This is a genomic window from Qipengyuania sp. SM2507 (genome assembly GCF_053714505.1).
On sequence record NZ_CM132307.1, the window covers coordinates 1,092,200 to 1,115,916 of the forward strand.

Here is a 23,717-nt window from a genome sequence, read left to right on the forward strand (position 1 = left end):
CCAGCGATGATTTCCTACCTCGAATTCGAAAAGCCGGTCGCCGAACTGGAGACTCAGATCGCCGAGCTGCGCGCCGCCGCCGATGGCGACGACGTCGATATCGACACCGAGCTCCAGCGGCTCGAGGCCAAGAGCGCGGAACTGCTGCGGACGACCTACAAGTCGCTCACGCCGTGGCAGAAGACGCAGGTGGCCCGCCACCCCTCGCGCCCGCACTTCCGCGATTATGTCGAATATGCCTTCGAGGAATTCGTGCCCCTCAGCGGCGACCGCAACTTCGGTGACGATTCCGCAATTCTCGGCGGCTTTGCCAAGCTCGACGGGCGCAAGATCATGCTGATCGGCCACGAGAAGGGCAACGACACCGCCAGCCGGATCAAGCACAATTTCGGCATGGGCAAGCCCGAAGGTTACCGCAAGGCGATCCGGCTGATGGAACTGGCGGGCCGTTTCGGCCTCCCGGTGGTGACGCTGGTCGATACCTCGGGTGCCTTCCCCGGCATCGAAGCCGAGGAGCGTGGCCAGGCCGAAGCCATCGCCCGCGCGACCGAGGCCTGCATCGCGCTGCCGGTGCCGATGATCGCCGCGATCGTCGGCGAGGGCGGTTCGGGCGGCGCTGTGGCGCTGGCCAGCGCCGAGCGGGTGCTGATGTTCCAGCACGCTGTCTATTCAGTGATCTCGCCCGAAGGCTGCGCCTCGATCCTGTGGCGGACCGCGGAAAAGGCTCCCGATGCCGCCGAAGCGATGAAGGTCACCGCGCAGCATCTCGAGGCATTGGGCGTTATCGACCGGATCGTGCCCGAACCCGTCGGTGGCGCGCATCGCGATCCGCGCGCAGCGGCCGAAGCGCTTGGCGCGGCGCTGGCGGAGGAGCTCGACACGCTCGGTACCAAGCCCGAGGCGGAACTGCGAAGGATGCGCGAAGAACGTTTTCTTTCGATGGCGGGTTAACCGAACCCGAACCGGCGCGAAATTCTGTCGGGAACCAACCACAGCACCACAGGATTTTGACTCCCGTAATCCGATGCGCGGGCGAATCTGCTCACGTACGAGTTTTGGGGAGAGACTTATGTCCACCATGAAGGCGCTTGCCGCCAGTTCCACCGCCGCGCTCGCGCTTGCCCTGAGCGGCTGCGCCACCGGCAATATTCCCGGCGCTTCAGCTCCGATCACCCAGAGCGAAGCGCAGATCGGTGCGGAAGCGCATCCGCAGCTGCTCGCCGAATTCGGTGGTGCGATGACGGGCCCGCAGGCGCAATATGTCCAGCAGGTCGGCCAGAACATCGCGGTCCAGTCGGGGCTCGGCAATGCACGCGAATCCTTCACCGTTTCGATGCTCAACAGCCCGGTCAACAACGCTTTCGCGGTCCCCGGGGGCTTCGTCTACACAACCCGGCAGCTGGTCACGCTGATGGACAATGAGGCGGAGCTGGCGGCGGTTCTGGGCCACGAGGTCGGGCACGTCGCCGCGCGCCATTCGCAGCGACGCCAAGCCAATCAACAGCGCAACACGCTGCTCGGCGCGGGCGCTGCGATCCTCTCGGGTATCCTGCTGGGCAACAGCGGGATCGGCCAGCAGATCGGGCAGGCCGCGATGCAGGGCTCGCAATTGCTGACGCTGAGCTTCTCGCGCAGCCAGGAACTCGAAGCCGATGCGCTGGGGATCCGCTATCTCAACCAGGCCGGATACGATCCCAGTGCGATGGGCACGGTGCTCGCAAGCCTCGCTGCGCAGAACTCGCTCGATGCGCGGCTGCAGGGTCGTGACAACGCGAGCCTGCCCGAATGGGCTTCGACCCATCCCGATCCCGCCAGCCGCGTCCAGGAAGCCCTGACCATGGCGCAAGGGGCCACCGGGGTCACCAATCGCGACACCTTCCTGACCCGCATCGACGGGCTGCTCTATGGCGACGATCCGGAGCAGGGGGTGATCGAGGGCCGCCAGTTCATCCACCCCGACATGCGGCTGTCGTTCACCGCACCGCAGGGCTATTACATGATCAACGGCACCCGTGCCGTCAGCATCAACGGCCAGAGCGGGCAGGCCCAGCTGACGCTGGCGCCCTACAGCGGCAATCTCGAGAATTACGTGGCCAGCGTGTTCACTGGGCTGGGCGGCAACCAGCAGCAACTGCGCCCGCAATCGATCCAGCGGACCACGATCAACGGTCTACCCGCCGCTTACGGCACCGCCCGGGTCAACAGCGGGCAGGGCCAGGTCGATGTGGTGGTCTTCGCCTATGAATTCGCGCGGGATCGCGCCTATCACTTCCAGGCGATCACCCAGCCGGGCGGCGCCAGCGCGTTCAACCCGATGTTCAATTCGATGCGGCGCATCAGCGCAGCCGAGGCAGCCAATGTCGTCCCGCGCCATCTCGAGGTGGCGACGGTGCGCAGCGGCGACACGATTCGTACGCTAGCCAACCGGATGGCCTACACCGATGGCCAGCTCGAACGGTTCCTGGTGCTCAACTCGCTCGACGCCAACGACACGCTTCGAATCGGCCAGAAGGTCAAACTGGTGGTTCGCGGACGCTGATTGCCAGGGGTCGCGTCTGTATTCGGCGCAAACAAAAAAGGCGGCGGGATCGCTCCCGCCGCCTTTCGTTTGGCATTTATGCCGGAAGCGATTAGCCGCCGGTCGTGGTGGTGCTGGTGGTGCCGGCCATTTCGGTCGAAACCTTGTTGAACGTGGTCGACAGATTGCCGCCGAGGCTCTGCATCGCGGTGATGGCCGCAACGGCGATCAGCGCGGCGATGAGGCCGTATTCGATGGCGGTCGCGCCCTCTTCGTTCTGACGGATTTTCTTGATGAACTTCATTGGTCGTCTCCTGGTTTGGTCTTCGGTACCCGACCCCTCCCGGAATTTTGAACCAGGAGCGGCATCTTGCTGTTTCGGCTTCACAGGTTGAGAAATTGCTAACGCAACCCGAAAGACCGGTCGTTACCCACCGCCTGAGCCGGTTATGGTCTCAGAAACCATCGTCCAGAACGAGATCGCGGTGATCCCGAAAGTCTGGACGGCTCCGACCATTGCCAGGAAGATCAGGGCAAGTATCAGCCCGTATTCGACGGCGGTGGCACCATCGGTCTGTTGACCGAGATATTGCAGGAACTTGCGCATTCCGGTGTTTCCCCACTCGCAACCACGGTAGCTGACAGCGGCCGGTCTAGGTGCATGGCGTTAAGAAAGGGTTGAGGCGGGCGATGAAAGTGGAAGAAAATCCGACATGGATGGCGGTGGTGGCGGTCGCGCTGGTCGACGATTGCGGCCGCTGGCTGATGCACAAGCGGCCCGCCGGAAAACATCATGCCGGGCTGTGGGAGTTTCCCGGTGGCAAGGTCGAACATGGCGAAAACCCTGCAACTGCGCTGGTTCGCGAGATTTCCGAGGAGTTGGGTTTGACGCTATCGCCCAAGCATCTCGAGCCTTCCGGCTTCGCACAGGACAGGGGGGAAGGAGGCAAACTCCCGATTGTCATTCTGCTTTACACTTGCCGGGAATGGTCGGGGCAACCGCAGGCTCTCGAAGGAGGCGAAATCGCCTGGTTCACGCCGCAGGGCGCTGCTGCGCTGGACAAGCCGCCCCTCGACCACGCGCTGGTTGCGCAGCTTTCCGTGCTGGTGGGGGCTCAGGAAAAGCACCACTAGGGGCTGCTTCCGGTTAAGCGTGGAATAAATCCCGAACCGAGCCCCGATGGGGATTGCCAAGCACAAAGCACCTGCCTATGTGCCGCCCCTCAAGTGCGCCCGTAGCTCAGCTGGATAGAGTACCTGACTACGAATCAGGTGGCCGGAGGTTCGAATCCTTCCGGGCGCACCACTAAAGGCCATCTCTCCGGCGGAGGGGTGGCCTTTAGTGGTTCTGGCGTCGGCAAGTGATGCGTCGGCAATCCAAACTCTGTGATGGGCGGGTTGGCCTTAGGCTTCGTCTTCGAGCCGATGCATGTCCTCGTCCGAAAAGCCGAAATGGTGCCCAGCCTCGTGAATCACCACATGCCGGACGAGCTCTTCCAACCCGACCCCGGTCTCTTGCATCTCGGCCAGCAGCGGTTGGCGGAACAGCCAGATCCGTGGCGGTAATTCGCCGCTTTCCCAGATCGAGGCTTCGGACACGGGCCGTCCTTCGTAGAGCCCGCTCAAATGCCATTTGTCGTCGAGATCGACCGAGGCGAGCTGTTCGGGCGTGGCGAAATCGACCACCCGCATGACCGCACGGTCGAGTTCATTGCGGAACTGTTCGGGGAGCGTGCGGAGCACCTGCTCGGCGAGGCGCTGCATCTGTTCTTTGCTGGGTGCGAAGGCTTCGGTCATTCGATCCGGGATATGGCCATCGTCGCCAAGGTGTGCAACCGGTGGAACAAGGCCGCTGCTGGCCTGTTTGACAGTCGCATTCGCAAAATTATCGAAGGATACAAAGATGTCCCAGAACGACGAAATCTTCGCGCGGCTCAAGCAGGATCACGACAGGCATCGTGAGTTGCTCGATCGCTTGCTGCAGACCCATGGCGACACCGAGGAGCGCAAATCGCTGTTCGAAGAGCTGACCAAGGAATTGAAGGGTCACGCCTCCGCCGAGGAGCAGGCGCTCTATTCGACGATGATGCGCAAACCGCCGACGACCGACGAGACCCGCCATTCGGTGGCCGAGCATCACGAGATCGAGGAAGCGCTTAACGATCTCGCCGCCACCGACATGTCGAGCAGTGCATGGCTGCAGAAGTTCAAGGACCTCGACCACGATTATCGCCATCACATCGACGAGGAAGAGGAAGAGCACTTCCCCGATTTCGCGAAGCATCTCAACGACACGGATCGCGAGCACATGCGCAGCGTCTTCGAACGTCGTAAGCAGGAAGAGAAGGCCGAGGCCGAGCTGACCCCGGAAAAAAAGGAAGACGCCAAGGAATAGCGCTGGTCGACGGAGGGACAGCGTGAGCGAAGAACCGGTAGACCCCAAGCGCGTCACCCGGCTCGACAAGGGCGTCGAGCCGGGTGTCTGGCGTTATGCCAGGGCGGAACGCGCGACGGTCATTATCGATGCAGCGGACTATTTTGCCGCGATGCAGGCAGCGATGCTGAAAGCGCGCTACCGGATTTTCCTGGTGGGGTGGGATTTTGACACGCGAATCCATCTGGCCGACGGACGCCGTTGGTGGCAGCGGGCTTACAAGGACGAACACCCCTCGCGTCTCGGCAGCTTCATCGCCTGGCTCAGTCGCAACCGGCCGACGATGGAAATCCGCATCCTCAAATGGAGCTTCGGCGTCTTCAAATTCGCGATGCGCGGTTCGATGTGGGCAGACCTGCTCCGCTGGGCTCCGCATCGACGGATCGATTTCAAATTCGACAGCGCGCATCCAGTCGGCTGCAGCCATCATCAGAAAATTGCAGTGCTCGACAACAGGCTGGCGGTCTGTGGCGGCATCGACATGACAGTCAATCGCTGGGACACGCGCGAGCACAAGGAGGTCGACGAGCGCCGGACCACTCCGCGCGGTGCAAAATATGGGCCCTGGCACGATGCTTCGATGATGATGGAAGGCGAAGTCGCCGAAGCCTTGAGCGAACTGGGGCGCGATCGCTGGATCAAGGCGGGTGGCGTGCCGCTGTTGCCGCTTCAGCCTCGCGAGGAATCGCTGTGGCCCGAGGGATTGACGGCCGGGTTCGAGGATGTCGAAATCGGCATCGCCCGGACCTGCTCCGCCTATCGTGATTGGGACGAGGTGACGGAGATCGCCGAATTGTTCGTCGCTCATATCAAGGGTGCCAAGCGTCACATCTATGCCGAGAGCCAGTATTTTGCCTCGCGCGTTGTGTCGGAGGCGATAATGGCGCGACTGACCGAGCCCGATCCGCCCGAGATCGTGATCGTCCATCCGGAACACGCCGATGGCTGGCTCGAACAGCAGGCGATGGATCATGCGCGCGCCGAGCTTGTCCGGTGCATCGAGGCTGCACCAAATGGTGATCGCTTCACGATCTGGTGCCCTTACTCGGGAGAGACGCCGATCTACGTCCACGCCAAGATCATGATCGTCGACGACCAGATCCTGCGGATCGGTTCGGCCAATCTCAACAATCGCTCGCTGGGGCTCGACAGCGAATGCGACGTCTTCATCGACTCAAGTCGCGAGGGCAACGGCCACGCCGCCGAGGAGATCGCGCGGCTCAGGCTTTCATTGCTGGCAGAGCATTGCGGGCTCGAAGAAGAGGCGATGCCCGAACTTTTGGAAAAGCACGGTTCCATGGCTGGGCTGATCGAGGCCAGCGACAGTGGCGAGCGCAAGCTGAAACGCTATGTTCCGCCCGAGCTTGAAGATTTGCAGGAAAAGCTTGCCGGTTCACAACTGCTCGATCCCGAAGCGCCCGAGACGATGTTCGAGCCCTTTGCCGAAGGCGGACTTTTTCGTAAGGGCAGCCGGCTTGGCCGAATTCGCGCCAGGCTCAGCAGAAAGAAAAAGACATGAGCAGCCTGGTCGGACCCGACGAAGACGATCCGCGCGGCAAGCCGCCCGTCCCCGAGGAAATCCAGGAAGCGATACGGACGCTGATCCGCTGGACCGGCGACGATCCCTCTCGCGAAGGTTTGCTGGACACCCCCAGCCGGGTGGCGCGCGCCTGGAAGGAATATTGCCAGGGCTACGAGGAAGATCCGGCTTACCATCTGCAGCGGGTGTTCGAGGAAGTCGGCGGTTACAACGAGATCGTCCTGCTCAAGGACGTACCGTTCCAGAGCCATTGCGAACACCATATGGCGCCCATCATCGGCAAGGCAGCGATCGCCTATATGCCCAACGACCGCGTCGTTGGCATTTCCAAGCTGGCGCGCGTGCTTCACGGGTTCGCCCGGCGGTTGCAGGTCCAGGAGCGCCTGACAGCGGAAGTGGCGGACTGCATCTGGACCCATCTTCAGCCCAAGGGGGTCGCGGTCGTGATCGAAGCCTCGCACAGTTGCATGACCGCGCGCGGCGTGCGCACGCCCGGCGTCGCCATGACCACCAGCCGCATGATGGGGACCTTTCTCAAAGATCCGCGCAGTCGCGAGGAAGTGCTCAAATTGATGGGCTACTAAGCCGGTCGTCCTACGCTTGGCGCCGACTGGCGCAGCGCAGGAACGACCGCGTTCCGGGAGGATTGATTGGGTAACGACTGCCCTTTCAATCCAAGGAACGAACTATGGCCCACGCCCACGAAAACGACATCAAGGTCCTCAACAGCCTCATTGCGACGACGCTCGACAGCATGAAGGGCTATCGCGACGCCTGCGAAGACACCAATGGCACACACAGCAAGCTGTTTCTGTCGATGGCCGATGAACGTAGCCGCGTCGCTTCCGACCTGCAGGCGCATGTCCGCTCGCACGGCGGCGAGCCCGAGGATCACAGCACGACTGCTGGCGCGCTGCACCGCGGGTTCATGAACCTCAAGGATGCGGTAACCGGTAGCGACGACAAAACCGTGATCAACGAAGTCGAGCGCGGCGAGGACTATATCAAGGACAAATACGAGACCGCGCTCAAGGACGAAGATTTGTCGCCCGATTGCCGCGCGGTGGTCGAGCTTGCCTATCAATCGGTGCGCAAAGGCCACGACAAGGTCAGCGCGATAAAGCACGCGACTGCCTGAGCGCGCCGCATATGAATCAAAAGGGGCGCCATTGCGGCGCCCCTTTTTCGTTGTCGTCTGTGTGTCCTAGAGCTGCTTGAGCATATGCTCGGCGCTCGAGACCGAGAAATCACCCGGCTGCTCGACATTGAGCTCCGTCACCACGCCATCGTCGACGATCATCGAATAGCGCTGGGCGCGCTGGCCCATGCCGAAGCCCGATCCGTCCATGGTGAGTCCGACGGCTTGCGCGAAATCGCCATTGCCATCGGCCAGCATGGTGACATCGTCCGACCCGGCGGCGTCCTTCCAGGCACCCATCACGAAGGCATCGTTGACCGCGGTGCAGGCGATCTCGTCGACGCCCTTGGCGCGCAGCTCGTCCGCCTTCTCGACATAGCCTGGCAGGTGTTTGGCCGAACAGGTCGGGGTGAAGGCGCCGGGCACCGAAAACAGCGCTACCTTGCGACCGGCGAAGAATTTGCCGGCCTCGACCTGCTCGGGTCCGTTCTGGGTTGCCTTGACCAGCTTCACATCGGGCAGTTTGTCGCCCACCGAAATCGTCATGATCGCGTCTCCTGTTGGAATGAATATCCGTCCGAAGGGGGCTTAACCCAGCGCCAGTTCCGTGCAACCGGTTTTCAGGCACGGGCCTGCCGGGTCACGAGCGTCTCTCGCCCGGTTGCCCTGCGCAAGGGGAGGGGTTAGAGGCAGCCCCAAATCCGCGCTGTTGCTTTCCCTATGCGCGGCGCGCTGCTTTACCCCGACAACAGACTAAGGACCGCCCGTGACCGACTTCACCGATTACGTCATCAAGGACATTGCGCTCGCCGATTACGGTCGCGCGGAGATCAACATCGCCGAAACCGAAATGCCCGGCCTGATGGCCACGCGCGAGGAATATGGTGCGGACAAGCCGCTCAAGGGTGCGCGGATCACCGGCTCGCTGCACATGACGATCCAGACCGCCGTGCTGATCGAGACGCTGGTCGAACTGGGTGCCGAAGTGCGCTGGGCGACCTGCAACATCTATTCGACCCAGGACCACGCCGCCGCCGCGATCGCTGCGCAGGATATCCCGGTCTTTGCCATCAAGGGCGAGAGCCTGGCGGATTACTGGGACTATGTCGGCAAGATTTTCGACTGGTCGACCGAGGACGATCAGGACCGCACCACCAACCTGATCCTCGACGATGGCGGCGATGCGACCATGTTCGCACTGTGGGGCGCGCGGATCGAGGCGGGCGAGACCATGCCCGAGCCGCAGAACGCCGAAGAGATCGAAATGCAGCGCGCGCTCAAGGATTTCCTCAAGCGCAAGCCGGGCTATTTGACCAAGAGCGTCAAGGCGATCAAGGGCGTCTCGGAAGAGACCACCACCGGGGTCCACCGCCTCTATCACCTCGCCAAGCAGGACAAGCTGCCGTTCCCGGCGATCAATGTGAACGACAGCGTGACCAAGTCGAAATTCGACAACCTTTATGGCTGCCGCGAAAGCCTCGTCGATGCGATCCGCCGCGCCACTGATGTGATGCTCTCGGGCAAGGTTGCCTGCGTCGCCGGCTATGGCGATGTCGGGAAGGGCTCGGCACAGAGCCTGCGCAATGGCGGCGCACGCGTGCTCGTGACCGAGATCGACCCGATATGCGCGTTGCAGGCGGCGATGGAAGGTTTCGAAGTGACGACGATGGAGGATGCGGTGACCCGCGCCGACATATTCTGCACCACCACCGGCAATGAAGACGTCATCACCGCCGAGCACATGAAGGCGATGAAGCCGATGGCGATCGTCTGCAACATCGGCCATTTCGACAGCGAGATCCAGATCTCGGCGCTCGACAATTACGAATGGACCGAGCTCAAGCCGGGCACCGATCTGGTCAAGTTCCCCGACGGCAAGGAGATCATCATTCTCGCCAAGGGCCGCTTGGTGAACCTCGCCTGCGCCACCGGCCATCCCAGCTTCGTGATGAGCTGTTCCTTCACCAACCAGGTGCTGGCGCAGATCGAGCTGTGGCAGAACGAGGACAAATACGAGAACGACGTCTATGTCCTTCCCAAGCATCTCGACGAGAAGGTCGCCGCGCTGCATCTCGACAAGCTCGGGGTCAAGCTCACCAAGCTCAGCAAGGTCCAGGCCGATTATATCGGCGTGCCGGTCGAAGGGCCGTTCAAGCCCGAGCATTACCGCTACTGAGGCAAGAGGGTCCGGGGCGCGCCACGGCAGCGCTCCCGGAGCGGTTTTAATTGCGACATCGTGCGGAGAGCCCTGACGCAACCGGGGTAGCCAGACCCTAACCAATTGCATCGCTGCCGAACTGCGCATAGCTGGACGGCGATGGTTTCCTCACCCTTCCTGCTGACGATGATCGGTCTCCTGCTCGCGCTGTGGACCGTCGCGGCGGGCTGGATCATGATCCGCGCCAGCACGCGGGTGCAGGCCGCCGAGGGAACCAAGCGCGCTGGGCGGCGCCTGTCGCGGATGATCGAGGAATCGCCTGCGATCCCTCTGCTGGTGCGCGCCGATGGAAGGATCGAGGCGCCCGACCGGCTTGCCGGCTGGCTCGGCCTCGCTGCGGTGCCGCAATATCTCAGCGAGCTTTCGCCTTCGGGGCCCGGAGGGCTGGAGGAAGACCAGCTCGAACAGCTGACCACCCATGTCCGGCGCACGCAGAAGACCGCAGCGCCGTTCCAGATGACGATCAAGCCCAAGGGCTCGCAGCGGGCGCTGGCGCTGCGCGGATCGCTTGCCGACCCCAATGTTTCGCCCAGCGGGGCGGCGCTGGTCTGGGTGTTCGATTTCACCGAGAGCGAGGAGGAACTCGGGGCTTTGCGCGAGGAGACGGCGCGAGCGCGCGAGGATTTCGGCGCGCTGGTCGGTCTCATCGAGGCGGCGCCCATGCCGATGTGGTTTCGCAGCCCGCAAATGCAGCTGCGGCTGGTCAATACTGCCTATGTCGCGGCGGTCGGCGCGCAGAGCCCAGACGAGGTCGTTGCCAAGCAAATCGAGTTGATCGAGAAGGTCGACGGAGTCAGCGCTGCCGAGGTCGCGAGCCAGGCGGGCGAGCGCCGCAAGCCGATAGAGCGCATCGTCAGCGCCACCATCAGGGGCGCACGCCGGACGATGCGCGTGACCGACCTGCCGTTGATCGGCGAGGGAATCGCCGGATATGCGGTCGATATCGAAGAGATGGAGGAGCAGGCGCGCGAATTCCGTGCTTTCCGCGAGGCGCAGCGCTCGATGCTCGACCAGCTGTCGATCGGCGTGGCGCAATTCGATTCCCGCCGCCGGATGACCTTCGCCAACCAGCCGTTCCACCGCGTTTTCGCGCTCCCGCCGGGCATCGTCAACGACCGGACCGGATTCGAGCAGATGCTGATGGTCGCGCGCGAGAACGGGCGCATCCCCGAAGTCCGCGATTTCCCCGCCTGGCGCGCCGAGCTGGCCGAATGGTTTCTGTCCGACGAAACGCAAGACGAGGCCTGGCCGCTGCCCGATTCCACCCATCTGCGCATCGTCGCCCAGCCCATGCCCGATGGCGGGCTGGTGATGATCGCCGAAGACCGCACCGAGCAGCTCGCTCTCTCGGCAACGCGCGACACGCTGCTGCGCACGCGGACCGCGACCTTCGACAATCTGTTCGAGGCGCTGGCGGTGTTCGCACCCGACGGCCATCTCGAGTTGTGGAACCGCAGCTTCACCGGGGTCTGGGGTCTCGATCCCGAGGCGCTCGACGGGCACCCGATGGCGGAGGATCTGCTCGAGGCGATCACCCAGCAGCTCGCCGACCCCAAGCAGATCGGCACGATCAACCTCGTGATCCGCTCGGCCACGCTTGATCGCAAGAAGAAGCAGGGCAACGTCCAGCTCAACGACGGACGGACGCTGGAGTTTGCCGGTGTGCCGCTGCCAGATGGCAATGGCCTGTTCACCGTTCTCGATGTCACCGCGTCGCGCCAGGCCGAGGAGGCCCTGCGCGAACGCAACCGCGCGCTCGAGGAGGCCGATGCGGTCATGACGCGCTTCCTCGCCAATATGAGCTATGAATTCCGCACCCCGCTGACCTCGATCGGCGGCTTTGCCGAATTGCTCACCAGCGGCGTCGCCGGCGAGCTCACCCCGCAGGCGCGCGACTATGCCGAGGCGATCTCGCTTTCGGTCGGCAAGCTGACCGAGCAGGTCGAAAACGTGCTCGACTTGTCTCAGAGCGAGGCCGGACTGATGCCTCTGTCCAAGCAGAAGCTGGAACTGCTGCCGCTGGTCACGCAGGTGGTGCGCAAGCGCGAAGGGGCGATCGTCGATGCCGGGCTGACGCTCGATCTGCGCGGCGATCCGGGCAAGAAAGTCGAGGCCGACCCCCAGCAGGTGCGCCGCGCAATCGCTCATCTGCTCGACAATGCCATCGCCGCAACCCCGCGCGATGGCAAGATTTCGGTCGAGCTGCGGCAGGCCAAGGGAATCACGAAGATCACCATAGCGGACAATGGCTGCGGCATGACCCAGCACGAGTTGGCCCGCGCGCTCGAAGGCATTCGGCCGACGCAGGACGGCAAGGGGATCGAGCGGCGCCAGGGTCTGGGCATCCCGCTCGCGCGACACTTGATCGAGGCGCATGGCGGCACGCTCGAGATCCACACCCGCAAGGGCGTGGGCACCAGCGCGACGATCACCCTGCCATGATCGTTGACCTGCCCGATCTCGCGGCGATGGAAAGCCTCGGCCAGCGGATCGCCGCGAGGCTGCGCGCGGGCGATGTCGTGGCGCTGTCGGGCGAGCTGGGGGCGGGCAAGACCACGCTGGCGCGTGCGGTGCTGGCGGCGCTGGGGCATCGCGGCGAGGTGCCGTCGCCGACCTTCACAATCGTCGAGACCTACGACGCGCTCGCCCCGCCGCTGGTCCATGCCGATTTCTACCGCCTCGACAATCCGCGCGAGGCGGAGGAGATCGGGCTGGAGGATTATCGCGAGGGTGCGGCGTTGCTGGCCGAGTGGCCCGAGCGCGCCGGGGGCTTCGCACATGAGCCCGGCTGCCTCGCGGTGACCCTGGAAAAGGTGGGCGAGGGGCGGCGCGCCATTGTGGAAGGCGGTGGAGCTTGGCAAGGCCGCATGCCATGAATGAATTTCCCGACGGGCTTGAGTCCTTTATCGAACACGCCGGCTGGGGCGGGGCGACGATCGCACCGCTGCCTGGCGATGCCTCGTTCCGGCGCTATTTCCGGCTTCATCGCGACGGCGAGACGGCGATGCTGATGCATGCCCCGCCGCCCGAGGAGGACCCGCGGCCGTTTCTCTATGTGGCGCGGTGGCTCGACGAGCACGGTATGCGCGCGCCGCGCATCCTTGCCGAACGCGCGCACGAAGGCTGGGTGCTTACCGAGGATTTCGGCGAGCAGCGGATGCGCGAATGGCTCGACGAATACCCCGAGCAGGAGCAGTCGATCTACGCTGCGGCGGTGGACTCGCTGGTCGAATTGCACCGCAAGCCGCCCGGCGGTTTCGAGCCCTACGACCTGGCGGTCTATCAGCGCGAGGCGGGTCTGCTCACCGAATGGTATTGCCCCGCGGCCGGTCTCTCGGTGGACGAGGCGGGTTATGCCGCTGCCTGGCGCGCGGTGCTCGAACCGCTGCTCGCCCGCCAGCAACCCGGCGTGACCGTGCTACGCGACTATCACGCCGAGAACATCATGCTGCCACCCGATGGCACGCAGGGGCTGATCGATTTCCAGGACGCGCTGGTCGGCCACCGGGCTTATGATCTGGTTTCGCTGCTGCAGGATGCGCGGCGCGAGGTTTCGGTCGAGCTCGAACGCGCGATGCTCCACCGCTATTGCGCCGCCGTGGAGGCGGACGCCGAGTTCGAGGCCGATTACGCGCTGCTCGGCGCGCAGCGCAATGCCAAGATCGTCGGGATCTTCACCCGCCTCGCCAAGCGCGACGGCAAGCCGCGTTATCTCGATCTGATCCCGCGGGTGTGGAGCGCGATGGAGCGCGACCTGCGGCACCCCGCGCTGGCCCCCGTCGCACGCTGGTTCGACGCCAATATCCCGCAGGAGCTGCGCGACAGCGGTGGGGGAACGATCGCGTGACAAGACTGGTATCCGATACCGCCATGGTCATGGCCGCGGGGCTTGGCAAGCGGATGCGACCGCTGACCGCCAGCCAGCCCAAGCCGCTGGTGCGGGTCGCGGGCAAGGCGCTGATCGACTACACTTTCGACCGGCTTGCGGAGGCCGGGATCGCGCGGGCGGTGGTGAACGTCCATTATCTCGCCGATGCGCTCGAAGCGCATGTGCGGGATCGCAGGTCGCCCGAGGTGGTGATCTCGGACGAGCGCGAGGCGCTGCTCGAAACCGGCGGTGGGCTGGTCAAGGCGCGCGACGCCGGGCTGCTCCCCGATCCGGTGTTCTGCTCCAACGCCGACAGCATCTGGCTCGATGGCCCGCGCAACGCCTTTGCTGATCTCTCGGCGGTCTGGGATGCCGAGCGGATGGATGCGCTGCTGCTGCTGGTCCCGCACAACCAGACCCACAATTTCACTGGGCCGGGCGATTTCTACATGGATGGCGGCGGGCGGCTGACCCGCAAGCTTCCCTCGCGGATCGCGCCCTTCATCTTTACCGGCATCCAGCTGCTCTCGCACCGCCTGCTGCGCGACCCGCCCGAGGGCAAGTTCTCGACCAATGTCCTGTGGGATCGCGCGATCGGGGAAGGGCGGCTCTATGGCGCCGCCTTCACCGGGCGCTGGATCGAGGTCGGGCGGCCCGAGCATTGCAAGACCGCCGCCACGGTGCTCCGGGGTGGCTGAAGCGCACCATCCGCGGATTTACTCGATTGCCGCGCACCGCGGCTTTGCCGATGCGCTGGTAGCAGGGCTGGTGCCGCGTTACCGGGATCCGGAATTCGGGCTGGCGCGGCTGACGCTGCTGCTGCCCAGCTCGCGGGCGCAGCGGATCGTCACCGAGGCCTTTATCCGCCACGCCGGCGAGGAAGACCGCGCCGGGTTGCTGATGCCCCGGATGGCGGTGGTCGGCGATCTCGATCTCGACGAGGCGTTGGGAACGCTCTTCGACCCGCTCGGCGCACCCGATATTCCGCGCGCCATCGACCCGACCCGCCGCTGGCTGGCGCTGGCGCAGCTGATCGGCGAGGAAATGGGCAGCGACGCGCCCAAGGGGGCGACGCTGCTGCGGCTTGCGCGCGAGACCGGTGCGACCATGGACCGGCTGCTGGTCGAGGATATCGGCCCCGAGGAACTGGTGGGCGAGAATGTGCTGGGGCTGGTCGGGGATCTTTCGGCGCACTGGCAGGCCTCGCTGCGGACTTTCGCGCGGGTCCAGGCGCGTTGGCTGGCGTGGCTTGGCGAGGAGGGAGCGGTGGATAGTGCGGCGCGGCGCAACCGTCTGTTCGAACACGCCGCGCGTCGCTGGCGCGAGACGCCGCCCGAAACCCCGATCGTCGCAGCCGGTGTGACCAGCGCGGCGCCCGCGCTGGCGGATCTGTTGCGTGTGGTCAGCGAATTGCCCGAGGGCGCGGTGGTGCTGCCCGACCTCGACCTCTCGCTGCCCGATGCGGTTTGGGATGAACTGGGCCGTGCCGGGGCGGCGCCCGAGCAGGGCGCGGAGCCTTTTGCCCGCAACGACGCGGTGGCGCATCCGCAATACCACCTCAAGCTGCTGCTCAACCGCATGGGCGTCGCGCGCGAGGAGGTGCAGCAATGGCACCGCAAGGGGCTGGCCGCCGCACCGCCCGAGCGCAGCCATGCGATCTCCAACCTGTTCCTGCCGCCAATGGCGAGCCGCGAATGGGTCGATCTGCCCGCCGAGAAGCGCCGGCTGTCCAATGTCCGCATCATGCAGGCCGTCAATCCCGAGGAGGAGGCGCAGGCCATCGCGCTGCTGGTGCGCGAGGCGCTGGAGACGCCGGAGAAGCGGATCGCGGTGATTACCCCGGATCGCGCGCTGGCGCGGCGCGTGGTCCATCATCTGGCGCGCTGGGAGATCGTCGCGGATGACTCCGCCGGTCGCCCGTTGTCGCACACCGCCGCAGGGCGGCTGCTGTTGCTGCTGGCGGAGGTCACCGCCAATGGCGCGGCGCCGGTCGCGTTGATGGCGCTGGCGATGCACCCGCTGGTTCATGGCGGGATGGACCGGCGCGAATGGCTGGCGCAGGCGCGGATTGTCGAGCGCGAATTGCGCGGGCCCCGGCCACGCGAGGGGCTCGAGCCGCTCGACGATCTGGTGGCAAAACTGGCGAAGCAAGCCCCGGGGCTGGTCGATTGGTGGACGGCACTGCGCTCGGCGCTGGAGCCGCTGGTCGAAGGTGCGGGCCCGCAGCCACTGGCCGATCTGCTCGACACGCTGGCCAGCGCGGGCGAGGCGCTGTGCGGCGAGAGCCTGTGGGCGCGCGAGGACGGACGCGCGCTGGCGCGCTTCGTCGAGGAATTGCGCTTCCATGCGCGTGCGGCGGAAACGCAGGTCGAGGCTGCCGATCTCGACATCGTCCTGCGCGATGCGATGGACGATGTTGCGGTGCGCCCGCCCTATGGCGGCCACCCGCGCGTGGCGATCTACGGCCTGCTCGAATCGCGGATGAGCCGCGCCGAACTGGTGATCTGCGCCGGATTGAACGAGGGCGTTTGGCCGCCGCGCGGCGGGGTCGATGCGCTGCTCGCCCCAACCGTGCTGCGCGCGCTGGGCGTTCCTGGAGCCGAGTTCCGCAGCGGGCTGTCGGCGCATGATCTCGCCGGAGCGCTGGGGGCACCCGAGGTCGTGCTCAGCCGCGCCGCGCGCGACGAGGCGGGCCCGGCGATTCCTTCGCGCTTCCTGCTGCGAGTCCAGGCGCTGCTGGGTGAATTGCTCCCGCGCCATCAGGAGACCCGCGCGATCGAACTGGCGCGCGCGATGGCACGGCCGCATTCACTGCCGGTGCCTTATCCACGGCCCAAACCCATGCCCAGCGCGACACAGCGCGACGTGCCGATCGCGGTCACCGCGCTCGACCGGTTACGCGGCGATCCCTACCAGTTCTACGCTGGTTCGATCCTTGGGCTGCGGACGCTCGACGCGCTCGAGGCCGCACCCTCGCCGGCGTGGCAGGGCGAGGTCGCGCATGCCATCCTCGAACGCTGGCACGAAGCGCGCGAGACCGATCCGGGCGCGACGCTGGCGCCGATCATGGACGCAGTCATGGTCGAGAAGAACGCCCATCCGCTGATGCGCGGGCTATGGCAGCCGCGGCTGCTCGCCGCGTTAGAATGGGTCGAGGAAAGCGTTACAAGCTACGAGGATCGCGTCGTTGCCGCCTGGGAGCGCAAGGGCGACATGCTGGTCGAGGGGGTCAAGCTGCACGGTCGCGCCGACCGGATCGACCGGATGGCCGACGGTACGCTCGCCATCGTCGACTACAAGACCGGCTCGCCGCCCTCTGCCAGCATGGTGGAGCAGGGCTTCGCGCTCCAGCTCGGCCTGCTTGGCATGATCGCGCGCGCGGGCGGGTTCGGCACTGTCTCGGGGCAGCCTAGTGCCTTCGAATATTGGTCGCTGGGCAAGGCGAAGGACGAGGATAACCGCTTCGGCTTCGGCTATGTCGAAACTCCACTCAAGCTGGGGAACAAGCGCAGCGGGCTGGCGCCCGAAGATTTTCTCCCGGAGACCGAACGCTATCTCAAGGGTGCCATCGCCGACTGGATCAAGGGCGAGCAGCCCTTTACCGCCAAATTCAACCCCGATTACGCCGGCTATTCGGATTACGACCAGCTGATGCGGCTCGAAGAATGGCTGCCGCGGCTTGCCGACGATGATGAGGAGGAGGGCGCATGAGCGGCGCGGTCTATCCGCTCGCCGGGGCGCAGCGTGACGCGGTCGATCCGCGCGAGAGCGTCTGGCTGTCGGCATCGGCAGGAACGGGCAAGACGCAGGTGCTTTCGGCGCGGGTGCTGCGGCTGTTGCTGCAGGAGGGCGTCGAGCCATCCGATATCCTGTGCCTGACTTTTACCAAGGCCGGAGCCGCGGAAATGGCGGTCCGCGTCAATGAAGTGCTCGCGCGCTGGGTGCGGCTGCCCGATGCGAGGCTGGCCGAGGAACTAACGCATCTCGGCGCGCCGGTCGATGCCGCGACCCGCTCGCACGCGCGTTCGCTCTTCGCCAGCGTGCTCGACAGCCCCGGCGGGGGCCTGCGGATCGACACCATCCACGCCTTCGCCCAGTATCTGCTTGCCGCCTTTCCCGAGGAAGCCCGCATCGCCCCCGGCTCCCGGCCGATGGAGGACCGCGAGCGCGAATTGCTCAGCGAGGAAGTGCTCGGCGACCTGCTGACGGGTGCGGAAGCAAACCAGGACCGCCGCACGCTCGACGCCATCGCCGAGATGAGCCGCCGCAAGGGCCCCGACGGGGTACGCCGCTGGCTGATGCGCTGCGCCGGGGCGATCCAGCTGTGGTCTGGCCCGTCGGGCTGGCAGGCACCGATGCACGCGCGGGTCTGCGGCCTGCTCGGCATACCCGCCGATGCTGATGAGCATTGGGTGGCGCAGGCCTGCGCCGACGAGAGCTTCCCCGTCGCCCTTTTGCGCGCCTGCCGCGAGGGCAACGCGCAATGGGGGACCAAGACTGGGGTGGTTTGCGTCGAATTCGTCGACAGCTGGCTGGCGGCGTTGCCGATCGAGCGGGTGACGATGCTCGATGGTTTCTATGGCACGCTGCTGACCAAGACGGGCGAGCCCAAGAGCCTCAAGAACCTCGAGAAGCTCGACCCGGATTATGGATCCAAGGTTGCGGAAGTTGTGGAGGCGATCGCGCAGGTCGCCGAGCGGCGCACGCTGGTCGAGCTGGCCGCTTTCCTCGCTCCGCAGCTCGAGGTCGGGCGCCAATTCGCGCTGATGTGGGACGATGCCAAGGCGCGTGAGGGGCTGGTCGATTTCGATGACCAGATCCGCCGCGCCGCCGCGCTGCTCGCCGACAGCACGATGGGCGACTGGATCCGCTACAAGCTCGACCGCCGCTTCGACCACATATTGATCGACGAGGCGCAGGACACGAACGCCGACCAATGGGCGATCATCTTCGCGCTGACCGACGATTTCTTCTCGGGGCTGGCCGCGCAGGGCGACGCGATCCGCACGATCTTCACTGTGGGCGATTACAAGCAGGCGATTTTCGGTTTCCAGGGCACCAGTCCGGAGAATTTCGCCGCCGCGCAGCGCCGCGTCGCCGAGGACATGGCGCGGCTGGGGCAGGGCGCGGACAGTATGCCCGACGCTCCCGAACCGCGGCAGTTGCGCGATCTCGATCTGGGCCAGTCGTTCCGCACCGCCGATCCGGTGCTGCAGTTCGTCGACATGACCATCGCCGCGATCGGTCCGGCGTCATTCGGGTTGAAGCGCCCGCCCGAACCGCATGTCGGGCAGGACCGCCCCGGGCTCGTCACGCTGTGGAACAAGGTGGTGGATATCCGCGGCGGGGATGAGGATGGAGCCGAAGGCTGGCTCGCGCGGCATGACCGGCGGATGGCCGATCGCATCGCGCAGCAAATCCGCGCCTGGATGGATCCCGGGGGCCCCGGCTTCCCGCTGGTCAAGGGAGAGAAGCCCGGCCAGGCCCGGCGCGCGACCGCTGGCGATGTCATGATCCTGGTCCGCAAGCGGCGCGAGCTGGCTTCGCTGATCGTCGCGCGGCTCTACACCCACGGCGTGCCGGTGGCGGGGGTGGACCGGCTGCGGCTCGGCGCGCCGCTGGCGGTCAAGGATCTGATGGCAGCGCTGCGCTTCGCCGCGCAGCCGCTCGATGATCTCAACCTCGCCAACCTGCTCGTCTCGCCGCTCGGCGGTTGGACGCAGGATGAACTGCTCCATCATGGCTATCGGCCCAGGCAGCAGCGGTTGTGGGAGCATCTGCGCCAGTCGGACGAGCCGCTGGTGGCGCGCACCGTCGCAGCTTTACGCGAAATCCTCCGCCGCGCCGATTTCGACAGTCCGCAGGCGCTGCTGCACTGGCTGCTGGTCGGCCCCTTCGACGGACGTCGCAGGCTGGTGGCGCGGCTCGGCGCCGAGGCCAACGATCCGATCGACGAACTGCTCAACGCCGCCAACGCCTATGCGAGCGCGCACACCGTCAGCCTCCAAGGCTTCATCCGCTGGTTCGATGCGGGCGACGGCGAGTTGAAGCGCGAGGCGGGTGCCAATCGGGATCAGGTGCGGGTGATGACCGTCCACGGCTCCAAGGGGCTGCAGGCGCCGATCGTGATCCTCGCCGACGCGGCGATTGGCCCTGACGGGCCGGGTGAATTGGCGCTGCTCGATCCCGCGGACAAACGGAACATCGTGCCGCTGCCGGGTCTCTCGGCCGAGCAGCGCGTCGGCCCGATCGCCGCTGCGCACGAGGTCGCGGCGCGGATCGAGATGGAGGAGCACTGGCGGCTGCTCTACGTCGCAATGACCCGCGCCGAGGAGGCGCTGTTCATCGGCGGCTCGCTGGGCCCGCGCGAGGCCAAGCGCGGCACCCCGCACGAGGACAGCTGGTACGCGCGGCTCGAGCCGCTGTTCGAGAGCGATCCGGTCGAGGATACGATCTGGGGTGCACGGCGCGAATGGGGGGCGACGAGCACGATCGTGCCGCGACAGCCGGAGAATGCCGCACAGGCAGCGCCCGATCTCCCCGCCTGGACCGCAAAGCAGCCCCCGGCTGAGGCTCGGCCGCCGCGCCCGCTCTCGCCATCGGGGCTGGGCGAGCCCGAAGGCAGCGATCCGCCGCTTCCGCCCGAGCATTCGGTCATCGCGGCGCAGCGCGGTGTGCTGATTCACGCGCTGCTCGAGCGGCTGCCCGAAGTGCCGCCAGCGGAGCGCGCGGCGAGGGCCGAGCAATGGCTCGCGCGCCAGGCGCCCGAACTGGCCGAAGCAGAACGCAGCGAGATGATCGACCGCGCGTTCGCGGTGCTCGACAGCGACGAATTTCGGGACATCTTCACTCGGGATGCGCTTGCCGAAGTCCCACTCGCGGCGGTAGTCGGCGGACAGGTGGTGGTGGGTGTGGCCGACCGCTTACTGGTGACGCCGGAGCGCGTGACGGTGGTCGATTTCAAGACCGCGCGCCGTCCTCCCGCCTCGCTGGAGCAGGTGCCGGACCATACGCTGCGCCAGATGGCCGCCTATGTCGCGGCGCTGGAAGCGATCTATCCCGGGCGCAGCGTGCGCGCCGGGCTGCTCTACACCCAGACCCCGCAGCTGATCGCGCTTCCCGCCGATCTCCTCGCTGCCCACAAAGCCCGGTTTTCCGATCTGCAGGAAAGCTTTGCCGCACCGCCCGTTGAGTAAGCGCAGTCTGGCCCTACATGGGGCCCAATAGGGGCCGATCCCCACAGGAGAATTATCATGCCGACCGTCGCCGTTACCGATGCGAGTTTCCAGACCGACGTCCTTGAATCCGACAAGCCCGTTCTGGTCGATTTCTGGGCCGAGTGGTGCGGGCCCTGCAAGATGATCGCGCCCGCGCTCGAGGAATTGAGCGAGGAAATGGGCGACCAGGTCACCATCGCCAAGATGGATATCATGGAGAACACCGGCGTGCCCGGGCAGATGGGGGTCCAGTCGATCCCCTATCTGGTGCTGTTCAAGGACGGCAAGCCCGCCGCGCAGATGCGCGGCGCGGCACCCAAGAGCCAGCTCAAGGGTTGGCTCGAAGGCGAACTCTAGGCCATTCTGGCGTAGAGCGCGGCGAGGTCGTCCCACAGGGAAGGGCTCGCCGCGCCGATGAGCCCGCTGCGTTCGGGTTCGTCCACGCGATAGGGCGATCCGTCGGGCCGCGCGACCTTGCCGCCTGACTCATTGAGCCAAAGCACCCCGGCGGCATGGTCCCATGCCAGGGTGCGTTCGAACAGCGAGACATCGTTCTGGCCAAGCGCGAGCCGCGGATATTGCTCGGCGGCGCAGCGTGGCGTGTCGACCAGGCGGTAATGCGGCGCGATATGCTCTCGCACCCCCTCGCGCTGCGCCGGATCGAGAAAGATGGTCGATATCGCTGCAACCGGCCGGGTCTCGCCGGTCGTGCGGGCTGTGATCCGTTCGCCATCCAAGAAGGCGCCTTGGCCCAGATGTACTGCGCAGAAGCGCGCTGAGAGACAGTCGTAGATCCATCCCGACTGGCAGATCCCGCCAGCGCAGCGCGCCAGCAGGATCCCGAAGGGCGCGCGGCCCTGCGCAAAATTATGCGTCCCGTCGATCGGATCGACGATCCAGCAATCCCCGGCCAGTCCGTCGAGCACCGCAGGGTCGGCGTGCGCCGCTTCCTCGCCGACGATGGCAATCGTTGCGTCGATGGCGGCGAGACCGTCGCTCAGCATCACCTCGGCTTCGCGATCGGCAATGGTCACCAAATCGTCCTCGGCCTTCTCGATAATCTGCGCGCTCGCCAGGTTGCGATAGCGCGGCAGGATCACCGTTTCCGTGACGCGCCGCATCAGCGCATGGATGTCGCGGTCGAGCGGACTCATGAGCGATAATCGGCGTTGATGTCGATATAGCCATGGGTCAAATCGCAGGTCCACACGGTCGCTCGACCGTCGCCCAAACCCAGTTCGACCTCGATCGTGATCTCCTCGCCTGCGAGGTGGCGGGCGACCGGTGCCTCGTCGTAATCGGCCAGCGGCTGGCCCTCGCGCGCGGCCCAGACCCCGCCGAAGCCGATCGCCAACCGGTCGCGTTCGGCTGGCTCGCCGGCCTTGCCCACAGCCATGACCACGCGGCCCCAGTTCGCATCGCCGCCAGCGATTGCGGTCTTGACCAGCGGCGAATTGGCGATCGAGAGGCCGATCCGGCGCGCGCTGTCGTCACTCTGCGCGCCCGACACGCTCACCGCGATGAATTTGCGCGCGCCCTCGCCGTCGCGGACCACCAGCTGCGCCAGTTCGAGGCAGATCGATTGCAACGCGGCATAGACCGCGTCGGCGCCGGCATCGTCCCACGAACGGATTTCCGGGTGGTCGGCCTTGCCGGTCGCGAAGGTCAAAACCGTGTCGCTGGTCGAGGTGTCGCCATCGACAGTGATACAGGAGAAGGTCTTACCATTGGCCTTGGCGAGCATGTCCTGCAGCAGCTCCGGCGCGATGCGGGCATCGGTGAAGACATAGCCAAGCATCGTCGCCATGTCGGGCGCGATCATGCCGCTGCCCTTGACGATCCCGGCGAACTCCACGCGCGTCTTGCCCACCATCGCGCTGGCGGCGGCACCCTTGGTGAAGGTGTCGGTGGTGCCGATCGCCGTCGCGGCCTCCTCCCATGAACAGGGCTGGGCCTGCAGCGCCGCCGCGACGCCTGCGCGCGCGATGTCTCGGGGTAGCGGCACACCGATGACCCCGGTCGAGGAGACGAACACCTGCTCGGACGTACAACCGAGCCCCTCGGCGACTTGCGCCACGATCTGCTCGACAGCCTCGCGCCCGCGATAGCCGGTGAAGGCGTTGGAATTGCCCGCATTGACCACCAGCGCGCGGGCCACCCCCTGGTGAAGCTGCTCGCGGCCCATTTCGACTTCGCTCGAGGCACAGGCACTCTTGGTGAATACGCCCGCCACAGCGGTCCCCTCGGCGAGTTCGACCAGCGTCAGATCGGCGCGATCCCAAGCCTTGTAGCCTGCGCGCACGGTGCGCAGCGTGACACCGGCGATGGCGGGCAGTTCGGGGAAAGGCCGGGCGAGCGGGGAGCGGGTGAGGTCCATCCCCGCCCCTTAGGAAGGAAGCGCCGGCGGGTAAACGCGCTTCGGGGGTGGACGCGCTTCATTGGAAAACCTATTTATATGGCACGATGCTACGCCGTCTCCTCACCTGTCTCGCCATCGCGACCGGTCTTGTCGCGGTTTCCGCGCCTGCGCAGGCGTCGGTGATCGGCGCGCTGGAGGCCCAGGTCGAGCAGTCCCAAAGGGCCTGCGAGAAGGACCGCAGCGAGGAATGCGCCTGCATCGAACGCCAGCGCCAGCAGCGCGCCCGTGGCGAAAAGCCCGCGCCCTGCCGCACCGCGACCCCGCTCCGGATATACATTCCGACCGTCCACTTCGGCGCCGATCGCGCGTACGAATAGACACACCCGGGGGCCCGGTCCCTCGGCTTCATTCCCTGTTTTCGGCCC

General features: G+C 65.8%; 22 protein-coding genes and 1 tRNA gene. 17 read left to right on the forward strand and 6 right to left on the reverse strand.

The genetic code is table 11. From position 1 onward, the window contains the following. The first annotated feature begins 6 nt into the window (after positions 1-6). Positions 7-951, forward strand: coding sequence for an acetyl-CoA carboxylase carboxyltransferase subunit alpha (locus ACWIKC_RS05245; RefSeq protein ID WP_454599063.1), 945 nt, complete (start codon positions 7-9; stop codon positions 949-951). Between the two features lie 118 nt (positions 952-1,069). Further along, the gene (locus ACWIKC_RS05250) at positions 1,070-2,539 is read left to right on the forward strand and encodes a M48 family metalloprotease (RefSeq protein WP_454599064.1); all 1,470 of its coding nucleotides are present in this window, start codon (positions 1,070-1,072) and stop codon (positions 2,537-2,539) included. 91 nt (positions 2,540-2,630) lie between these two features. Here ACWIKC_RS05250 and ACWIKC_RS05255 read toward each other — a convergent pair whose 3' ends face one another. Next, positions 2,631-2,822, reverse strand: coding sequence for a Flp family type IVb pilin (locus ACWIKC_RS05255; RefSeq protein WP_454599065.1), 192 nt, complete (start codon positions 2,820-2,822; stop codon positions 2,631-2,633). 123 nt (positions 2,823-2,945) lie between these two features. After that, a complete protein-coding gene (locus ACWIKC_RS05260; protein WP_454599066.1) occupies positions 2,946-3,125 on the reverse strand; it encodes a Flp family type IVb pilin in 180 nt (59 codons plus the stop codon). Positions 3,126-3,235: 110 nt separating this feature from the next. Between ACWIKC_RS05260 and ACWIKC_RS05265 the strand changes: the two genes are divergently transcribed. Beyond that, a complete protein-coding gene (locus tag ACWIKC_RS05265) occupies positions 3,236-3,652 on the forward strand; it encodes a (deoxy)nucleoside triphosphate pyrophosphohydrolase (RefSeq protein WP_454599446.1) in 417 nt (138 codons plus the stop codon). Between the two features lie 95 nt (positions 3,653-3,747). Next, positions 3,748-3,824 (forward strand) — tRNA-Arg (locus ACWIKC_RS05270). 98 nt (positions 3,825-3,922) lie between these two features. Here ACWIKC_RS05270 and ACWIKC_RS05275 read toward each other — a convergent pair. Continuing rightward, positions 3,923-4,315 carry a metallopeptidase family protein gene (locus ACWIKC_RS05275; RefSeq protein WP_454599067.1) on the reverse strand — a complete coding sequence of 131 codons (393 nt, stop codon included), beginning with the start codon at positions 4,313-4,315 and terminating at the stop codon, positions 3,923-3,925. A gap of 106 nt (positions 4,316-4,421) precedes the next feature. On the opposite strand from ACWIKC_RS05275, the gene ACWIKC_RS05280 reads away from it, so the two are divergent. The 4 genes from ACWIKC_RS05280 (at position 4,422) to ACWIKC_RS05295 (ending at position 7,630) form a co-directional block, all read left to right on the forward strand. Beyond that, entirely contained in the window at positions 4,422-4,913 is a 492-nt protein-coding gene (locus tag ACWIKC_RS05280) for a hemerythrin domain-containing protein (protein WP_454599068.1), read from the forward strand. 22 nt (positions 4,914-4,935) lie between these two features. After that, entirely contained in the window at positions 4,936-6,471 is a 1,536-nt protein-coding gene (locus ACWIKC_RS05285; protein WP_454599069.1) for a phospholipase D-like domain-containing protein, read from the forward strand. Continuing rightward, positions 6,468-7,076 (forward strand): GTP cyclohydrolase I FolE, encoded by a 609-nt coding sequence (folE, locus tag ACWIKC_RS05290; RefSeq protein WP_454599070.1) that lies wholly within the window; start codon positions 6,468-6,470, stop codon positions 7,074-7,076. Before ACWIKC_RS05285 ends, folE begins: the two co-directional genes overlap by 4 nt. 104 nt (positions 7,077-7,180) lie before the next feature. After that, complete coding sequence (locus ACWIKC_RS05295; protein WP_454599071.1) at positions 7,181-7,630, forward strand: PA2169 family four-helix-bundle protein; 450 nt, start codon at positions 7,181-7,183, stop codon at positions 7,628-7,630. A gap of 66 nt (positions 7,631-7,696) precedes the next feature. Here the strand turns inward: ACWIKC_RS05295 and ACWIKC_RS05300 are convergent, their stop codons facing one another. Continuing rightward, on the reverse strand, positions 7,697-8,176 hold the full coding sequence (locus ACWIKC_RS05300; protein ID WP_454599072.1) for a redoxin family protein: 480 nt from the start codon (positions 8,174-8,176) through the stop codon (positions 7,697-7,699). 220 nt (positions 8,177-8,396) lie between these two features. On the opposite strand from ACWIKC_RS05300, the gene ahcY reads away from it, so the two are divergent. From ahcY to trxA, 8 genes are all read left to right on the forward strand, one after another. Then, positions 8,397-9,806, forward strand: coding sequence for an adenosylhomocysteinase (ahcY, locus tag ACWIKC_RS05305; protein ID WP_454599073.1), 1,410 nt, complete (start codon positions 8,397-8,399; stop codon positions 9,804-9,806). A gap of 141 nt (positions 9,807-9,947) precedes the next feature. Further along, complete coding sequence (locus tag ACWIKC_RS05310) at positions 9,948-12,290, forward strand: PAS-domain containing protein (protein WP_454599074.1); 2,343 nt, start codon at positions 9,948-9,950, stop codon at positions 12,288-12,290. Beyond that, positions 12,287-12,724, forward strand: a complete 438-nt coding sequence (tsaE, locus tag ACWIKC_RS05315; RefSeq protein ID WP_454599075.1) for a tRNA (adenosine(37)-N6)-threonylcarbamoyltransferase complex ATPase subunit type 1 TsaE — start codon at positions 12,287-12,289, stop codon at positions 12,722-12,724. The genes ACWIKC_RS05310 and tsaE overlap by 4 nt, the downstream gene beginning before the upstream one ends. Next, positions 12,721-13,695 carry an aminoglycoside phosphotransferase family protein gene (locus ACWIKC_RS05320; protein ID WP_454599076.1) on the forward strand — a complete coding sequence of 325 codons (975 nt, stop codon included), beginning with the start codon at positions 12,721-12,723 and terminating at the stop codon, positions 13,693-13,695. Before tsaE ends, ACWIKC_RS05320 begins: the two co-directional genes overlap by 4 nt. Further along, a complete protein-coding gene (locus ACWIKC_RS05325) occupies positions 13,692-14,414 on the forward strand; it encodes a nucleotidyltransferase family protein (RefSeq protein WP_454599077.1) in 723 nt (240 codons plus the stop codon). The genes ACWIKC_RS05320 and ACWIKC_RS05325 overlap by 4 nt, the downstream gene beginning before the upstream one ends. After that, positions 14,407-17,427: a double-strand break repair protein AddB gene (addB, locus tag ACWIKC_RS05330; RefSeq protein WP_454599078.1), complete on the forward strand. Its 3,021-nt coding sequence runs from the start codon at positions 14,407-14,409 to the stop codon at positions 17,425-17,427. Before ACWIKC_RS05325 ends, addB begins: the two co-directional genes overlap by 8 nt. Next, positions 17,424-20,912, forward strand: a complete 3,489-nt coding sequence (gene addA, locus ACWIKC_RS05335) for a double-strand break repair helicase AddA (RefSeq protein WP_454599079.1) — start codon at positions 17,424-17,426, stop codon at positions 20,910-20,912. Before addB ends, addA begins: the two co-directional genes overlap by 4 nt. Positions 20,913-20,969: 57 nt before the next feature. Beyond that, entirely contained in the window at positions 20,970-21,290 is a 321-nt protein-coding gene (gene trxA, locus ACWIKC_RS05340) for a thioredoxin (protein WP_454599080.1), read from the forward strand. Here the strand turns inward: trxA and ACWIKC_RS05345 are convergent. Then, on the reverse strand, positions 21,287-22,087 hold the full coding sequence (locus ACWIKC_RS05345; RefSeq protein WP_454599081.1) for an inositol monophosphatase family protein: 801 nt from the start codon (positions 22,085-22,087) through the stop codon (positions 21,287-21,289). The two genes, trxA and ACWIKC_RS05345, sit on opposite strands and share 4 nt — an antisense overlap. Beyond that, the gene (argJ, locus tag ACWIKC_RS05350; protein ID WP_454599082.1) at positions 22,084-23,310 is read right to left on the reverse strand and encodes a bifunctional glutamate N-acetyltransferase/amino-acid acetyltransferase ArgJ; all 1,227 of its coding nucleotides are present in this window, start codon (positions 23,308-23,310) and stop codon (positions 22,084-22,086) included. Before argJ ends, ACWIKC_RS05345 begins: the two co-directional genes overlap by 4 nt. A gap of 86 nt (positions 23,311-23,396) precedes the next feature. On the opposite strand from argJ, the gene ACWIKC_RS05355 reads away from it, so the two are divergent. Continuing rightward, positions 23,397-23,669 carry a hypothetical protein gene (locus tag ACWIKC_RS05355; protein WP_454599083.1) on the forward strand — a complete coding sequence of 91 codons (273 nt, stop codon included), beginning with the start codon at positions 23,397-23,399 and terminating at the stop codon, positions 23,667-23,669. The last annotated feature ends 48 nt before the right edge of the window (positions 23,670-23,717 follow it).

Bases quoted from the DNA above. Each gene is read 5' to 3' on its own strand.
- addA (WP_454599079.1), top strand. From the start codon at position 17,424: ATGAGCGGCGCGGTCTATCCGCTCGCCGGGGCGCAGCGTGACGCGGTC.
- argJ (WP_454599082.1), bottom strand. From the start codon at position 23,310: ATGGACCTCACCCGCTCCCCGCTCGCCCGGCCTTTCCCCGAACTGCCC.
- ACWIKC_RS05345 (WP_454599081.1), bottom strand. From the start codon at position 22,087: ATGAGTCCGCTCGACCGCGACATCCATGCGCTGATGCGGCGCGTCACG.
- folE (WP_454599070.1), top strand. From the start codon at position 6,468: ATGAGCAGCCTGGTCGGACCCGACGAAGACGATCCGCGCGGCAAGCCG.
- ACWIKC_RS05250 (WP_454599064.1), top strand. From the start codon at position 1,070: ATGTCCACCATGAAGGCGCTTGCCGCCAGTTCCACCGCCGCGCTCGCG.
- ACWIKC_RS05320 (WP_454599076.1), top strand. From the start codon at position 12,721: ATGAATGAATTTCCCGACGGGCTTGAGTCCTTTATCGAACACGCCGGC.
- ACWIKC_RS05355 (WP_454599083.1), top strand. From the start codon at position 23,397: ATGCTACGCCGTCTCCTCACCTGTCTCGCCATCGCGACCGGTCTTGTC.
- ACWIKC_RS05245 (WP_454599063.1), top strand. From the start codon at position 7: ATGATTTCCTACCTCGAATTCGAAAAGCCGGTCGCCGAACTGGAGACT.
- ACWIKC_RS05265 (WP_454599446.1), top strand. From the start codon at position 3,236: ATGGCGGTGGTGGCGGTCGCGCTGGTCGACGATTGCGGCCGCTGGCTG.
- ACWIKC_RS05275 (WP_454599067.1), bottom strand. From the start codon at position 4,315: ATGACCGAAGCCTTCGCACCCAGCAAAGAACAGATGCAGCGCCTCGCC.
- ACWIKC_RS05300 (WP_454599072.1), bottom strand. From the start codon at position 8,176: ATGACGATTTCGGTGGGCGACAAACTGCCCGATGTGAAGCTGGTCAAG.
- ACWIKC_RS05295 (WP_454599071.1), top strand. From the start codon at position 7,181: ATGGCCCACGCCCACGAAAACGACATCAAGGTCCTCAACAGCCTCATT.
- ACWIKC_RS05310 (WP_454599074.1), top strand. From the start codon at position 9,948: ATGGTTTCCTCACCCTTCCTGCTGACGATGATCGGTCTCCTGCTCGCG.
- ACWIKC_RS05280 (WP_454599068.1), top strand. From the start codon at position 4,422: ATGTCCCAGAACGACGAAATCTTCGCGCGGCTCAAGCAGGATCACGAC.
- ACWIKC_RS05260 (WP_454599066.1), bottom strand. From the start codon at position 3,125: ATGCGCAAGTTCCTGCAATATCTCGGTCAACAGACCGATGGTGCCACC.
- ACWIKC_RS05255 (WP_454599065.1), bottom strand. From the start codon at position 2,822: ATGAAGTTCATCAAGAAAATCCGTCAGAACGAAGAGGGCGCGACCGCC.
- tsaE (WP_454599075.1), top strand. From the start codon at position 12,287: ATGATCGTTGACCTGCCCGATCTCGCGGCGATGGAAAGCCTCGGCCAG.
- trxA (WP_454599080.1), top strand. From the start codon at position 20,970: ATGCCGACCGTCGCCGTTACCGATGCGAGTTTCCAGACCGACGTCCTT.